Source organism: Rickettsiella grylli (assembly GCF_000168295.1).
In the GTDB taxonomy this organism is placed as follows: domain Bacteria; phylum Pseudomonadota; class Gammaproteobacteria; order Diplorickettsiales; family Diplorickettsiaceae; genus Aquirickettsiella; species Aquirickettsiella grylli.
On the sequence record NZ_AAQJ02000001.1, the window covers coordinates 501,339 to 515,113 of the forward strand.

Annotated in this window: 14 protein-coding genes; 7 read left to right on the forward strand and 7 right to left on the reverse strand. The window is 38.4% G+C overall.

What is annotated here, in order from left to right; all coding sequences use genetic code 11:
* Positions 1 to 91 precede the first annotated feature (91 nt).
* From lgt to rodA, 5 genes are read right to left on the reverse strand one after another with little or no spacing between them, the layout of a single operon-like run.
* On the reverse strand, positions 92 to 874 hold the full coding sequence (gene lgt / locus RICGR_RS02245; RefSeq protein WP_006035007.1) for a prolipoprotein diacylglyceryl transferase: 783 nt from the start codon (positions 872 to 874) through the stop codon (positions 92 to 94).
* A complete protein-coding gene (locus tag RICGR_RS02250; protein ID WP_240992194.1) occupies positions 868 to 2,319 on the reverse strand; it encodes a glycosyltransferase family 87 protein in 1,452 nt (483 codons plus the stop codon). Before RICGR_RS02250 ends, lgt begins: the two co-directional genes overlap by 7 nt.
* Positions 2,320 to 2,327: 8 nt before the next feature.
* Positions 2,328 to 3,203: a septal ring lytic transglycosylase RlpA family protein gene (locus RICGR_RS02255; protein ID WP_006035833.1), complete on the reverse strand. Its 876-nt coding sequence runs from the start codon at positions 3,201 to 3,203 to the stop codon at positions 2,328 to 2,330.
* The gene (gene mltB / locus RICGR_RS02260; protein ID WP_006034739.1) at positions 3,187 to 4,203 is read right to left on the reverse strand and encodes a lytic murein transglycosylase B; all 1,017 of its coding nucleotides are present in this window, start codon (positions 4,201 to 4,203) and stop codon (positions 3,187 to 3,189) included. Before mltB ends, RICGR_RS02255 begins: the two co-directional genes overlap by 17 nt.
* 9 nt (positions 4,204 to 4,212) lie before the next feature.
* Complete coding sequence (gene rodA / locus RICGR_RS02265; protein ID WP_006035353.1) at positions 4,213 to 5,334, reverse strand: rod shape-determining protein RodA; 1,122 nt, start codon at positions 5,332 to 5,334, stop codon at positions 4,213 to 4,215.
* 195 nt (positions 5,335 to 5,529) lie between these two features.
* Between rodA and RICGR_RS02270 the strand changes: the two genes are divergently transcribed.
* The 3 genes from RICGR_RS02270 to RICGR_RS02280 all read left to right on the forward strand — a co-directional run bounded on the left by RICGR_RS02270 (position 5,530) and on the right by RICGR_RS02280 (position 7,875).
* Positions 5,530 to 6,510, forward strand: coding sequence for a L,D-transpeptidase family protein (locus RICGR_RS02270; RefSeq protein ID WP_006035959.1), 981 nt, complete (start codon positions 5,530 to 5,532; stop codon positions 6,508 to 6,510).
* Positions 6,511 to 6,557: 47 nt separating this feature from the next.
* Complete coding sequence (locus tag RICGR_RS02275; protein ID WP_006035031.1) at positions 6,558 to 7,361, forward strand: RMD1 family protein; 804 nt, start codon at positions 6,558 to 6,560, stop codon at positions 7,359 to 7,361.
* A gap of 124 nt (positions 7,362 to 7,485) precedes the next feature.
* A complete protein-coding gene (locus RICGR_RS02280) occupies positions 7,486 to 7,875 on the forward strand; it encodes an HU family DNA-binding protein (protein WP_006035822.1) in 390 nt (129 codons plus the stop codon).
* A 63-nt stretch (positions 7,876 to 7,938) separates the two neighbouring features.
* On the opposite strand, the gene zapE is transcribed toward RICGR_RS02280, so the two are convergent.
* Both zapE and RICGR_RS02290 read right to left on the reverse strand, forming a co-directional pair.
* A complete protein-coding gene (gene zapE, locus RICGR_RS02285; protein WP_006034875.1) occupies positions 7,939 to 8,970 on the reverse strand; it encodes a cell division protein ZapE in 1,032 nt (343 codons plus the stop codon).
* Between the two features lies 1 nt (position 8,971).
* Positions 8,972 to 9,625 carry an alpha/beta hydrolase gene (locus RICGR_RS02290; protein ID WP_006035633.1) on the reverse strand — a complete coding sequence of 218 codons (654 nt, stop codon included), beginning with the start codon at positions 9,623 to 9,625 and terminating at the stop codon, positions 8,972 to 8,974.
* Positions 9,626 to 9,720: 95 nt separating this feature from the next.
* Here RICGR_RS02290 and RICGR_RS02295 point away from each other — a divergent pair, with 95 nt between their 5' ends.
* The 4 genes from RICGR_RS02295 to RICGR_RS02310 all read left to right on the forward strand — a co-directional run bounded on the left by RICGR_RS02295 (position 9,721) and on the right by RICGR_RS02310 (position 13,758).
* Complete coding sequence (locus RICGR_RS02295; RefSeq protein WP_006034686.1) at positions 9,721 to 10,638, forward strand: ABC transporter ATP-binding protein; 918 nt, start codon at positions 9,721 to 9,723, stop codon at positions 10,636 to 10,638.
* Positions 10,639 to 10,706: 68 nt separating this feature from the next.
* A complete protein-coding gene (locus RICGR_RS02300; RefSeq protein ID WP_006035354.1) occupies positions 10,707 to 11,480 on the forward strand; it encodes an ABC transporter permease in 774 nt (257 codons plus the stop codon).
* Complete coding sequence (gene hemH, locus RICGR_RS02305; protein ID WP_006034950.1) at positions 11,477 to 12,433, forward strand: ferrochelatase; 957 nt, start codon at positions 11,477 to 11,479, stop codon at positions 12,431 to 12,433. Before RICGR_RS02300 ends, hemH begins: the two co-directional genes overlap by 4 nt.
* Before the next feature lie 17 nt (positions 12,434 to 12,450).
* Positions 12,451 to 13,758: a flavohemoglobin expression-modulating QEGLA motif protein gene (locus RICGR_RS02310; RefSeq protein WP_006035576.1), complete on the forward strand. Its 1,308-nt coding sequence runs from the start codon at positions 12,451 to 12,453 to the stop codon at positions 13,756 to 13,758.
* Positions 13,759 to 13,775: the final 17 nt, after the last annotated feature.

Consider the following 13,775-nt stretch of genomic DNA (forward strand, 5'->3'; position numbering starts at 1 on the left):
TAGAACACGTTAACGTCATGATAGGATAGATTTATAGTGGAGTCGATTAGAATGAGAAAAACAATAAGCCCAAACCCATCTCTAAAAAAGTTTAAGTGTTGTTAGTTCGTATTTTATATAATAAAAATAAACCAAACAGGATCATTGGAATAGAAAGCAATTGCCCCATGGTTAACCAATTCCAAGCAATGAAACCTAGTTGTGAATCAGGTTCTCGAAAAAACTCAAGTCCAAAACGGAAAATGCCATATAAAATAGCAAACCATGCTGAAACAGCCCCCCGAGGTCTTTTTTTACTGGAATAGATCCAGAGGATAACGAATAAAACGACGCCTTCAAAAAAGAATTCGTAAAGTTGAGAAGGGTGTCTAGGTAATCCACCGGCATGTGGGAAAACCATACCCCAGGGGACTTCCGTCATTCGGCCCCATAATTCGCCGTTGATAAAATTACCAATGCGACCGGCGCCTAAGCCGAGAGGGACAAGGGGCGCAGAAAAATCAGCAATATCAAAAAAGGGTTTTCCGGTTTTACGAGCAAACAAATAAAAAGCGAATAACACACCTAAAAGACCGCCATGAAAGGACATTCCACCCTGCCAAATTTGAAAAATAATCCAAGGATGGCTTAAGAAGTTGCCTAAGTCGTAAAACAACATATAACCTACACGTCCACCCAGAATAACACCAAGCGCGACGTAAAAAAGCAGATCACTCACTTCATCAGTAGTCCAACCACTATTCGGTTTTTTTGCGCGATAAATGGCAAGCAACCAAGCGCCTATAAATCCAAAGGCATACATCAGGCCATACCAATGAACCTTCAGTGGACCTAGGCTAAATGCGATAGGGTTTATTGTAGGATAGATCAACATAATTTAAATCCTGTGATGTGCAAGTAGGTATTATAATGCGTACTGTAAAATTGACTATGAAGGAACCCATAGAGCGTGGCGTTACCTATCCCTTGGTAAGCGGGTAAAAAGGCCACAACCCCCATTAATAATAACAGGGCTTGCGGTATTTTTTCAAAATGTAACGAAAAATGATGGGGTAAATAATAGCGCAATCTAAATAATAAACTTATTAAACTCAGTAAGACGAGAAAATATAATGAAGAACTTAAAAAGAGGCGTAATACATTTTTTGTGTTAATCATATCGCTATGGATTAAGTTCATCGGGATATTACTGACGAAAATACAGGTCATTAAAAAGAGGGGTAATCCGATAGGATAAATACCTTTGATGGAAAATTGCCATAAAATGAAGAAAGGGATACATAATAAAGGGAAATAATAAATCCAACCTAAAGGAGAAAGTAACAACATACCGACAATGATTGCAGAGAAATCAAGATCTATTTTGTGTGCGCTTGAGATACCCACTTGAGGACGTAAAAATTGGATAAGCGCAAGAAAAAATAGAATAGAAATAAGCGGATAAAGAATGTTAATCAGTCCAGGGAGAGGAAATAAAGCAATGTTTTTTTCTAAGCCACCCAATAAGCGTAATAAAAAACCATAGAATGAAACATTCCAACTGGAAGCTGCCCAGCTGATGTGCTGACAGACATGATAATACGCTCTGTAATTGGCGATCCCTAAAAAAAACGCGGCGATTAAACTACAACACAATAGCGTTATTAAAAATGTACCTAAAGCACGCCATTCTTTTCGCATCAGGAAATAGAAGAAAAACAAACCAATAAATGGCTTTAAACTGGCTGCTAGACCTAAAAAAAATGCAGCCAGTGATGTTTTTTCATTACGGGCGGCGCGCCATCCAAGGACTACCAAGGGAAGCAATATCAAACTGACTTGACCCAATTGCACGTTTATAAAACTAGGAAAATAACTGAACAGCCCAATGAGTAGTAATAACCCACAAGAGGGCGAAAACGTTTTACGGTTAAGTTTTTGTTGTAATAATAAAATACCTATTGCGCCGCTTATGATTGAAATAAATGTCCATAACACGAAGGCATGGGGATAGCTCAGATAGGCGAAGGGAAACGTAATCAGCGTAAAAAAGGGAGGATTTAAATTATCACCTAATTTTATTGATTTTTGAGAAGTTAATTTAAAGTCGCTCGTAGAATGTGAAGCATGTCGTTTATGTTTTATAAAATAAACAGGTGTATAGATGTTTTTTCCGTGAATAAAACAACGTTGAGAATGATAAAACTTTCCAAAATCGCTATAGAGAAAATTTTCTCCTCCCCGTGTTAATGGATAAATTAAATAAAGGGAGAGTAGGATAATCAGCAGAACGACTCCGCACAAAAAAAGAAGACGATGAAAAGCGTTTGTTAATTGCATATCAACCATCAGCTCCGTTGAGGATATAACTTTTCATCATGATAATTTAATCCCGCTAAGGTCAGTTTTTTTTCGAGTTGTTGTGAGCGTCCATCGTTTTGTAAGGGTCCAATCACGACTTGATAATAGATCCGTTTGTGTATCAAGGTCGTTTTTACCGTGACCTTCGAGTGCGTCCATTTCTTGACGAGTAAAGCAAGTTTTTGTGCACAGGTGCGTTGCTTAAACAATCCTAATTGAATATAAGGAGTGCGATGAGGAGGTGATTTTATTTTTTGACGACGAAAGGGTTGATTATTTCGAGCTAAACGTGAAATACCAGGGGTGATAGCAACAATTGAAACGGGCGCGGTACCGGTTGCGATCATGTCAAGTTTTTTTGCAGCGACATAAGAAAGATCGATTAAACGATTTTTAACAAAAGGGCCTCTATCATTTACTTTAACGATAATTTTTTTACCATTACGTAGATTGGTGACTTGCAAGTAAGTTGGAAGTGGTAGGGTTCGATGCGCAGCAGTCATGCCTGCAACGTTATAGACGTCACCATTTGAGGTGATAAAATTGTGAAATTTCATTCCATACCAGGAAGCAATTCCTCGAGCACGGTAGCCTTTTGCACTTTTCATGACATAGTAACGTTGTCCAAAAACGACATAGGATTTAGGATTGCCACGTTTGCTGCGCGTCTCGGGTTTGGGTTTTGCATTAGGAATTCGTTTGGCATTAATTTTAAAGCCAGGTGCTTTATCCTCATGTAAATGGTAACGATAATTTTGATTCGTTGCGTTGGATGAACACGCGACGAGATTCAGTATGAACAAGATGAATAAACTCGTTTTAAAAAATAAGCCTCCGTGCATGGCATTATTTTTTATGGGCATAAGATCGATACTCGTGTTGGCGAAGATGGTGAATTAAATGACTTAATTGAAAAACGGCCATGGCATAAAGCGAACTCGCGTTATAGTGCTTAATCGTTTGAAAGTTATTGAATCCCAACCAGTACTCGTTCCCTTTTTTGAGAGGAAGTACAATCAGAAAAGCTTTCAGATGCGAATTGACCGCTTTTTTGGGGTAAATGTGATACTTTGAAAAATCCTTGACTGTCATATTGTTATTCAATGGGGGCAGATGGAATGGTGTTCTACGAGAAAATCGCGCTGGAACCGCAATCGGATTTTTTCGTATCCAACCAAAAAATTTTAAATAATTGGCAATGCTGAGTATCGCATCATCTGTATTATGGATGAGATCGCTATAGCCTTTATGCGTGGCATCCACGGAAAGATGGCGGTAATTACTGGGCATAAATTGTACCTTTCCAATAGCACCGGCATAGGAACCTTTTGTAAGCTGAGGATTGATGACCGGATTTTCTCGACTCAGTAATAAAAATTGCGTAAGTTCTTGTTTAAAAAAATGGGATCGGCGGGTCGTATTGAAACTTAAGGTACTTAATGAATCAATGACACGGTATTTCCCCGTGACCTCACCATATCGTGTTTCAACACCAAGAATAGCAACAATAATGGATGCGGGGACACCATATCGTTTTTCTGCCTCAGCTAATATTTTAGCATGTGCATTCCAAAAATTGACGCCCATTTGTGCGCGTTTGGTCGTGACAAAAATAGATTGATATTCGGACCAGGTTAAACGTTCTTTCGGTGTAATAAATGAAGTTATAATGGAGCGATGTGGTTTGATCGTATTAAAAAGCTGTTGAAGTTGTTGACGATCAAAATTATATTTTTTCACCATCGTATCAATAAACGATTGTACTTCAGGTTTGTTTGCATAAGCCGTACAGGAAGCCAGAGAAAGTGTCAATAATAACAATAACGTATTTAAATTAATGGGTGAGCTTTTGTTTTTTCTCATGCGCTTTCCTTAGTTACCGACAAGCTTTCGATGCATTTGGATAGACATTAGAATACCAAAACCTGCGATTAAAGTAATTAATGAGGTTCCGCCATAACTGATTAAAGGTAATGGGATGCCCACAACAGGGAGCAATCCTGTAACCATTCCCATATTAACAAATGCAGCAATGAAAAAACTAAGACTTAATCCACCACCGAGCAAACGTGAAAATGTATCTTGCGCTTTTGTGCTGATATAAAGCCCACGTGCTGCAATCCAAAGATAAAGACTCAAAAGAATAATGCCTCCCAATAAACCAAATTCTTCACCCACCACAGCAAAAATAAAATCAGTGGTATGCTCTGGTAAAAATTGTAAATGTGACTGTGTGCCCTGTAACCAGCCTTTTCCAAAAAGTCCGCCGGAACCAATGGCAATTTTTGATTGAATGATATGATAACCTGCACCCAGTGGATCGCGTTCTGGATTGATAAAGATAAGTACACGTAATTTTTGATAATCATGCATGAAATGCCAACCCAGCGGCGCAACGATGAATAGGAGTAAGCCTCCCAGCAGTAACCACCGACCCTTGACACCGGCGAGTAAAATGACGCTTAATCCTGAAGCAACGATTAATAATGCTGTTCCGAGATCGGGTTGTTTGACAACGAATAAGGTCGGTATAGCGATGATAAGTAATGCAATAAATAAATTGAATAATGAAGGCGGTAACGATTTATCGTGAAAGTACCAGGCTAACATCATGGGCACGGATAATTTCATCAATTCAGACGGTTGAAATTTAAAGAGGCCCACGTTCAACCAACGTTGGGCCCCTTTCCCAACAACACCTAAAATTAATACGGCCAGCAATAAACTAAAACTGAAAAAAAATAACCAGGGTGTCCATGCCCGATACGTTGAGGGTGGAATCTGGGCAAGTATTAATAGGGTAGAAAAAGCAATGAACATCCGGAGTGCTTGTTTACCAATAATGACTACGTTTTGATTGCTCGCACTATAAAGTATAATTAAGCCTAAACACACCAAACTGAGCAAACCAATGAACAAGGGTTTATCAACTCGAAAAAATGTTTTTATTCTTTGTAATGGAAATCGTGAGCGATGTTTAATGAATGCAAGCATAGTGGGAAACCGAGTCAAACTAAATAGCTCTAGTATAGGATAAATGCTTTGGACTTTTTTAGCGAATCAATAGATACGATAAAAAACGCACGCGTTCATAACAACCTTGTTTTTAATAAAGGACCGTAGTTGCGTAATCACTGATTCGATGTACAATACCCAAGCTTTTAAAAAACTGTTTTTTTATCGGTCATTATGTCAACATTTTTGCTTTCCTTGATAGCATCTCCGTGTTTTAAAAAACGCGTAATACGATGGACCATTGGGATTTTTATCGCTGTATGTCGTGTTCAGTCTATTTCTGCATTAACATTTCCGTTACCTCCACCTGGTGAGGATATCGTGGGCCAGGTGCAATGGACGCAAGCGTTACCGGGCGATACATTTAATACCATTGGCCGACGCTATGATATGGGTTATTTTGAATTAGTAGAAGCCAATCCCATGATAAATCCCGATCATCCTCCTTTAGGGAGCATCATTGTTATTCCCAGCCGTTTTATTTTACCGCCTAAACGTCAAGGTTTAATCATTAACTTAGCCGAATTACGGATTTATTACTATCCCTCTCATCGTCATATTGTCATCACTTATCCGGTTGGAATAGGTCGTGAAGGCTGGGATACGCCCTTGGGTCCTTCGTGGATCGCAGAAAAAATGCGTAATCCTATTTGGACGGTACCTGAATCGATACGTAAAGATCGCGCTAAAGAGGGGGTCTATTTGCCCATAAAAGTGGCGCCAGGTCCTGACAATCCTTTAGGGGGTTATGCGATGCGACTCAAACAAGTCACTTATTTAATTCATGGTACGAATGACTCGCAGGGTATAGGGAGACGGAGTAGTGCAGGGTGTATTCGACTTTTTCCAGAAGATATCGAAAGTTTATTTGCACAAGTAGCACGGAAGGAAAAAGTGAGCATAATCGATTTACCTTATAAATTAGGATGGGAAAAACATAAGCTTTTTTTAGAAGCACATGTACCCTTGAAAAGAAATTTTTTATTGAATCATTCAACACTGAAAAAGTGGCTTCGAGCAAATCATGTAAAAACTGCTAAAATCCAATGGGAATCCGTTGAACACGTTCGTGTTCATGAAAATGGAATACCTCAAGTCATCGGCTATAATTCAAATGAAGTCGTTCCTCATCATAAAAGCAAAAAGTCAACTTAATTTTGTGTATTATACAACCTCTATCTTTTTAATGATGTAAAACAGTTATGCGTTGTGTTTCATTTTGTACAGCAGCAAATTATAAACTGGGTCTTTTGGCGGAATTTTTTCGCGATAAGCATTATATTGCCAAATTATTTCGTAATGTCTTATATGTAACGAAACAGAATAAACCCATTGATCTTTTTTTCTTTCATCATGGTTGTTTCGTAACCTGGAATCTCAGTAAAAAACAAGAAAAAAAGATGCTGGAGGATATAAAACCCTTTTCGGTTGATCCATTAGAAAAAATTGAAATGGATCGATTTATTTATTACACGGATAGGGAAACACGTCTTTTTCCACATCAACGCTTTAATGTTGATGTGATAACGATAGAAACAACTGAATCGGATAATGTTCAAATTAAATTGGCTATTTCTTATGGTTTAGCGCAATCAATTAAACTGGAATCCTATGAAGAATCAGTCAATAAAACAGTTCTTGCAAATAGTCCTTTCCCTAAAGAACTCGCACGTTTTGGAAAAATTTCTCTTTCACGATTAGAAATTTCTAAACGTATTGGCGAAATTTTCTTGACACGAAGTTCGGTTAACTTAAGTAGTGAATATTTAGACGTTCCTGAATATTTTTGGCGTTATTCTAATCTTGAATCGTATTATGAAATGACCGAGAAATTTTTAGATATCCCCAAAAGAGTAGCGGCTTTAAATCATAAATTGGACGTCGCGCACGAAATTTTAGAAATGCTCAATAGTCAGCTGCAACACCGTTATTCCAGTATTTTAGAATTTGTAATCATTTTATTAATTTTTATCGAAATTGTAGTGCAAATTCTTCAACATGTATAAAAGAAGGGATTTTCTGTTGAAACGCATAAAATAATGAAGGACCTCTAGCAAAAAACTAAAAATATGCTATTTTATATAATCCTAACCTTCTGTTTACTCCTTATAATTTAGAGGAATATCGACCATGGCTAAAAAATTAGCTAAAAAAAAATCTTCGGCAACGAAAGCACGTAAAAAAACGAAAGTCACTTCAGGTAGTAAAAAACTAGCTGCCGTGAAAAAGTCGTTTACTAAAACGGAATTACTTCAATGTTTAGTTGAAAGCACCGAATTACCTAAGAAAAAAATTGCTGAAGTTTTAGAAACACTCCAGATGATCATGCATGCCCATGTCAAAGCAGGCTGTGCTTTTGCGCATCCGGGACTTTACAAAATTACGGTTGTAAAAAAACCAGCAACAAAAGCACGAAAAGGGATTAATCCTTTTACAGGAGAGCCCACGACGTTTAAAGCAAAACCTGCTCGAAAAGTGGTGAAAATAAAACCATTAAAGAAGCTGAAAGCCGCTGTCTAGGACTATGCTTAAAAAAGGCGCTAAAAAAGCGCCTTTTTTTATTAATAAAAAATAAATGTACAGTTATGTATACCATTGTTTTTTAAAGTGAGCTAAACGGCTTTTCGTTCGTTCAAATTCAAAACCTAATCGACCTGGGATATAAAGCGTATGGATAGGTAATGTCGATGTGAGAATGAGTGTGCGGTTCGCATCATAAAGAATATCAATAAGATGAATAAACAAACGCGCCCTATTGTCATCTTCTTTGGCGATCGGTTTAACATTGCTGATTAAGATCGTGGAAAAACGTTGAGCAATGGCTAAATAATCGAGTTGATTCCGTGGAATAGAACAAATCGATTGAAAATCAAACCATATTACTTGTTGGGTACAACCTTTATGGGAAATGAGCCGTCCATTGATGTTCAGCGCGCGATAATGAACCGCTTCTTTTTTTCTTAATTGATCAAATAATGTGTGCACGTGGGATGGATTCATGACCCATACCACGCTGTTTTCTTCCTTTGAAGGATCGTGACGATAATCTATCGTATTATCTAAATGAAAAATACGTAGATGTTGTTGAATAAGATGAATAGCGGGTAAAAAAAGTTCGCGTTGTAAACCGTTCGCATATAAATCTTCAGGAGAGACATTTGCGGTCATGACTAATCGAATATCTTCAGTCAATAAAGCCTTTAATAATTCCGCGAGTAATAGAGCATCGGCTATTTCATGAACTAAAAATTCATCTAAACAAATAATATGAACTTCTTTACGTAGACGTTTAGCGATCTGTTTTAGCGGATTCGGTATTCCTTGTCGTTGTATCAGCTCGGCATGAACATGCTGCATGAACTGATGAAAATGATAGCGAGATTTAGCAACGGGTAAATGATGGTAAAACAAATCCATTAAGTAGGTTTTCCCTCGCCCGACACGACCCCATAGATACAAACCTTTTTGCGGAGATTTTTTTTTGAAAAACCATTTTTTGGAGGTGACTAATTCATCATAGATTGCTTGAAACTCCTGCATCGCCAACGCTTGTTGTGCATCCGGTTGCAAAATACCGAGGGCGATTTGTTCTTGATAAGCAGTGAAAGGGGTCATATTATTTTTTAGTTAATGTGGTTGTTAGACGTTCACGCAATTCGATGAGTTTGCCATGAAAGAAATGGCTTGCACCTTCAATTTTAATAATTGTTGGCGAAGGGATTAAAGAATCTAACCAGGAGAATACCGCCGTGGGTGAGACCACTTCATCTTCATCGCCTTGGATAACTATCCAAGGGCAGGGGAAAGGGGGAAGCATTTTAAATGGAAAATTCTCAATAGGCGGTGCAACACTAATCAACTGTTTTGTGGGCCAACGTTTAGCAGCGCACGCAGCGATATAGGCACCAAAAGAAAAACCTGCCAGCCAAATAGCAGAGAATGGACGGATTTCTTTTAACCACGTTAAGATTGCGAATAAATCATCACTTTCGCCATGACCCTCATCGTAGTGACCGTCACTTGAGCCAACACCACGAAAGTTGAAACGTACCGTAAGAAGACCCATATCGCTGAAACAACGCGCTAAAGTATAAACCACTTTGTTGTGCAATGTACCACCGAATAACGGGTGAGGATGGCATATCACGGCAATGGTTTCGGGGGATCGTGGTATTTTAGGAAAGCTCGTTATGACTTCGAGTTGTCCGGCTGGGCCACTGAGTAACAATTTTGCGTGTTGATCACAGGGAAATGAGATTGGATTTATCATGCTATACTCACCAATGAGGTTTAAGGATTCAGTATATTAGGGAAAAAAAGTATTTCCTCTCGAAATTTTATTTATTTTAGGGTGCTATTTAACTTATGCAAGCGTTGGACATTCAGGGTCTTCGTAAAATTTATAAGAATGGCATTGTTGCGCTTGAGAATATTGATCTGACGGTTCAAGAAGGTGATTTTTTTGCATTGTTGGGCCCTAATGGCGCTGGAAAGTCTACGACGATTGGTATTATTGCATCGCTCATCAATAAAACAGCAGGCACCGTTCATGTTTTTGGTTATAGTCTTGAGAATGAATTAGAAACGGCTAAATCCTGTATTGGCATTGTACCGCAAGAACTTAATTTTAGTATCTTCGAAAAAGTGATTGACGTTATTGTTTACCAAGCGGGTTATTATGGCGTGCCTCGTCGATTAGCGATGCAACGCGCAGAATATTATTTAAAAAAACTGGATCTTTGGGATAAACGCAATCTCATTTCAATGCAACTTTCAGGCGGAATGAAACGTCGCTTGATGATAGCACGTGCTTTAGTCCATGAACCTCGATTGCTTATATTAGACGAACCCACTGCGGGGGTAGATATCGAAATACGGCGCTCAATGTGGGAATTTTTACGTCATATTAATCAACAAGGCATTACGATTATTTTAACCACCCATTATTTAGAGGAAGCGGAATATCTATGCAAAAATATAGCGATTATTAATAAAGGACGGATTATCGAAAATACAAGTATGAAGCAATTACTGACCACGTTAAATATGGAAACCTTTGTTTTCGATTTAAAAAAACCATTAGACGAATTACCTCAATCGCCGTTTACCATGCGTTTATTGGATACGATGACCTTAGAAGTGGATGTCGCGAAAGAACAATCACTCAATAATTTATTTGGTTTTTTAGAAGGACATCATATCGAGGTGACGAGTTTACGTAATAAAGCGAATCGTTTAGAAGAATTATTTTTAAACTTGATTGCAACGAATAAAAATAAATAGCCCTATAGCAACAGTGAATGACAGAAAAACCTCGCGTATTGAGCGAGATTATAAAGATGAATGATTATATGCAAGCAAAAGTCTACTGGATCGCGTTTACGAGTTTGTTTCGCAAAGAAATAAAACGTTTTTTACGTATTTGGGTGCAAACCTTATTGCCACCTTTGGTCACTATGACCCTTTATTTTTTAATTTTTGGGCGTTTAGTGGGTCAACGTTTAGGTCCTATCCAAGGCTATAACTATATTCAATATATTGCACCCGGTTTAATTATGATGTCAGTTATTACTGCAGCGTATACGAACGTTGTGACCTCTTTTTTTGGTATGCGGTTTCAACGCAGTATTGAAGAGTTGATGGTTGCTCCATTGCCGAATTATTTATTATTGTCTGGATTTGTTGCAGGCGGGGTTGCGCGAGGCTTACTGGTTGGTTTACTCGTGACGTTCTTAGCTTTATTTTTTACGCATTTGCAAATTATGCATGTGGGGGTATTGTTGGTGATTGTTCCTTTGACTACGATTTTATTTTCGCTTGCAGGTTTTACCAATGGATTATTTGCCAAAACATTTGATGATGTTTCTATTATCCCGACGTTCGTATTAACCCCGTTAACGTATTTGGGCGGTGTATTTTATTCCATCGATTTGCTACCGAGCTTTTGGCGTCATTGTTCATTGTTGAATCCGATTTTATATATTGTGAATAGTTTTCGTTACGCATTATTAGGTATTAGCGATATTTCAGTCGTTTCAGCGTTAACCATTCTATTGATTTGCTGTATAGCGTTATTCGTGACGAATCTTTATTGTTTAAATCGTGGCATCGGTATTCGATCATGAAACAAGGGGTATTGCTCGTTAATCTAGGGACACCTTCGCAACCGACCACGCAAGCAGTACGTCGTTATTTATCCGAGTTTTTGAGCGATAGACGCGTTGTCGAATACCCTCAATGGCTCTGGCAAATCGTGTTGAAATTATTTATTCTGCCAAAACGTGCGCGGTATTTGGCAAAGCTTTATCAGACTATCTGGATGGATGAAGGCTCTCCTTTAGCGGTGATTACACAGCGGTTAACAGAAAAAATGCAAACTTATTTAGGGGATAACTATCAATTAATAGGGGTTATGCGTTATGGAACGCCCACGATTGAATCAGGTTTGAAGACATTGCTTGCTCAGGGGGTGACCACGATTACGATTTTACCCCTTTATCCGCAATATTCTGCGACGACAACAGCTAGTTGTTTTGACCAAATCAGTCAATTTTTTCAAACATCACGTGTTATTCCCCATATCAAATGGATTACCTCGTATTTTGATCAACGCTGGTATATCAAAGCGATAGTGAGTCAGATTAAAAAAATGCGCGCCAAGCAATCCCAGCCCAGTTATTTATTATTTTCTTTTCATGGTCTCCCCCAGCGTTACATTGAAAACGGTGATCCTTATCAGCAGCACTGTTTTAGCACTGTCCGTTTAATCGCAGAACAATTACAATTAACAAAAGACACCTATCAAGTCGTGTTTCAATCTCGTTTTGGTAAGACAGCGTGGTTGAAACCGTATTGTGATCGTGTATTACAAACGCTTCCAGCACGTGGCATCAAAAATGTTACTATTATTTGTCCTGGATTTGCAGTCGATTGCTTAGAAACCTTAGAAGAGATTTCCAAACGTTATCGAATGCTTTTTTTAGATGCAGGTGGTGAACAATTGACTTATATTCCGGCGTTAAATGACACCGCCTGTCATGTGGAAGGATTAAGTCAATTAGTGCGACAGGCACAATGAATGAGTAGGCAGTTTCGATGAAAAATTATGAAAAGGCGTATCGCGCACGATTACGTCAGTTATCTGATCGTATTGTTCAGGCACAAGACACCATTAAAATTCTCGATAGCATTAAATGGGGGCCTGAAATTGAAGCTGATTTTTTTAAAAAAAAGTGTAAGCAATTACCGAAGGTTGATGTGGATTATTATCAAAAAAATAGTTTAGCATTTGATATCCATAAAAAACGCGAAGAATTTCAAACATTAGAGCGCGATATTAGTCGTGAAGTGGGTCCGATAAGCAGTATTGGACACATCATGTTGCGCATGTGTCGCGAATATCAAGAGGTTTTAGATTTATTAATCGCACGTGGAAAACCGGAATTTAGTGCGTTATCGCAGGAACTTTATGGCAGTGCCGATGATGCATTTTATGTCAATGCGCCACGTTTAAAGGATTTAGTGCCGATTGTTTCACATGCGTTGGCCAATATTAAAGATAAAACGAAAAATGAACTCGATGAGAAACGTTACACGAGCCAGCAAGCGGCAGCCATTTTGAATGAACGTTTATGTGCTTACTTTGAACATAAAGCGCATAAGCCTCAATTAAAAAAATGGGTCATTGTCAGCGATGGAATCGTGGCCGATGCAGCAGCCGGCGCTGAAGCGATTAAGATTCGTAAAGATGCGTTATTTAGTGAACGCGATCTACGTATTTTAGAAGTTCATGAGGGCTGGGTCCACATGGGCACGACACTCAATGGAATGGATCAACCGATTTGTACATTTCTGAGTAAAGGTCCCCCGTCTGCAATTGCAAATCAAGAAGGTTTGGCGATCATTATGGAATTGTTTCATTTCGTTTCCTCACCGATACGAATTAAAAAATTAATCGATCGGGTCAGCGGTATCGCGATGGCTGAAGAAGGCGCTGACTTTTTGCAAATCTTTAATTTTTTTCGTGAACAAGATCACACACCCGAAGACAGTTACAAAAGTAGCGTGCGAATTTTTCGCGGTAGTTTACCCACATTAGGTCCTTTTACAAAGGATTTAGTTTACACGAAAGGCTTTATTTTAATCTACAATTACCTTCGATTAGCGGTGGAACAAGGTCTCGTTGAGAGAATTGATTTATTATTTGTCGGTAAAACGAGTTTAGAAGATCAACGCTTATTAGCGCATTTATTTGAAGAAGGATTATTGGTTAAACCTCATTTTATGCCGCGTCAATTTCGGGATTTGGCTGCTTTAAGCTGCTTTATGTGTTATTCCTTATTTTTTGATCAACTTGATCTGAATAAGCTGGAGATTGATTATCGCAATATTTTACAAGGCTAAACGTTGAAAAAAGCCCG

Excerpts from the sequence above, each read along its gene's own strand:
- RICGR_RS02295 (WP_006034686.1), top strand. The coding sequence starts at position 9,721 with ATGCAAGCGTTGGACATTCAGGGTCTTCGTAAAATTTATAAGAATGGC.
- RICGR_RS02255 (WP_006035833.1), bottom strand. The coding sequence starts at position 3,203 with ATGCCCATAAAAAATAATGCCATGCACGGAGGCTTATTTTTTAAAACG.
- zapE (WP_006034875.1), bottom strand. The coding sequence starts at position 8,970 with ATGACCCCTTTCACTGCTTATCAAGAACAAATCGCCCTCGGTATTTTG.
- rodA (WP_006035353.1), bottom strand. The coding sequence starts at position 5,334 with ATGCTTGCATTCATTAAACATCGCTCACGATTTCCATTACAAAGAATA.
- hemH (WP_006034950.1), top strand. The coding sequence starts at position 11,477 with ATGAAACAAGGGGTATTGCTCGTTAATCTAGGGACACCTTCGCAACCG.
- RICGR_RS02275 (WP_006035031.1), top strand. The coding sequence starts at position 6,558 with ATGCGTTGTGTTTCATTTTGTACAGCAGCAAATTATAAACTGGGTCTT.
- RICGR_RS02250 (WP_240992194.1), bottom strand. The coding sequence starts at position 2,319 with ATGCAATTAACAAACGCTTTTCATCGTCTTCTTTTTTTGTGCGGAGTC.
- RICGR_RS02280 (WP_006035822.1), top strand. The coding sequence starts at position 7,486 with ATGGCTAAAAAATTAGCTAAAAAAAAATCTTCGGCAACGAAAGCACGT.
- RICGR_RS02310 (WP_006035576.1), top strand. The coding sequence starts at position 12,451 with ATGAAAAATTATGAAAAGGCGTATCGCGCACGATTACGTCAGTTATCT.
- RICGR_RS02290 (WP_006035633.1), bottom strand. The coding sequence starts at position 9,625 with ATGATAAATCCAATCTCATTTCCCTGTGATCAACACGCAAAATTGTTA.
- lgt (WP_006035007.1), bottom strand. The coding sequence starts at position 874 with ATGTTGATCTATCCTACAATAAACCCTATCGCATTTAGCCTAGGTCCA.
- RICGR_RS02300 (WP_006035354.1), top strand. The coding sequence starts at position 10,707 with ATGCAAGCAAAAGTCTACTGGATCGCGTTTACGAGTTTGTTTCGCAAA.
- RICGR_RS02270 (WP_006035959.1), top strand. The coding sequence starts at position 5,530 with ATGTCAACATTTTTGCTTTCCTTGATAGCATCTCCGTGTTTTAAAAAA.
- mltB (WP_006034739.1), bottom strand. The coding sequence starts at position 4,203 with ATGAGAAAAAACAAAAGCTCACCCATTAATTTAAATACGTTATTGTTA.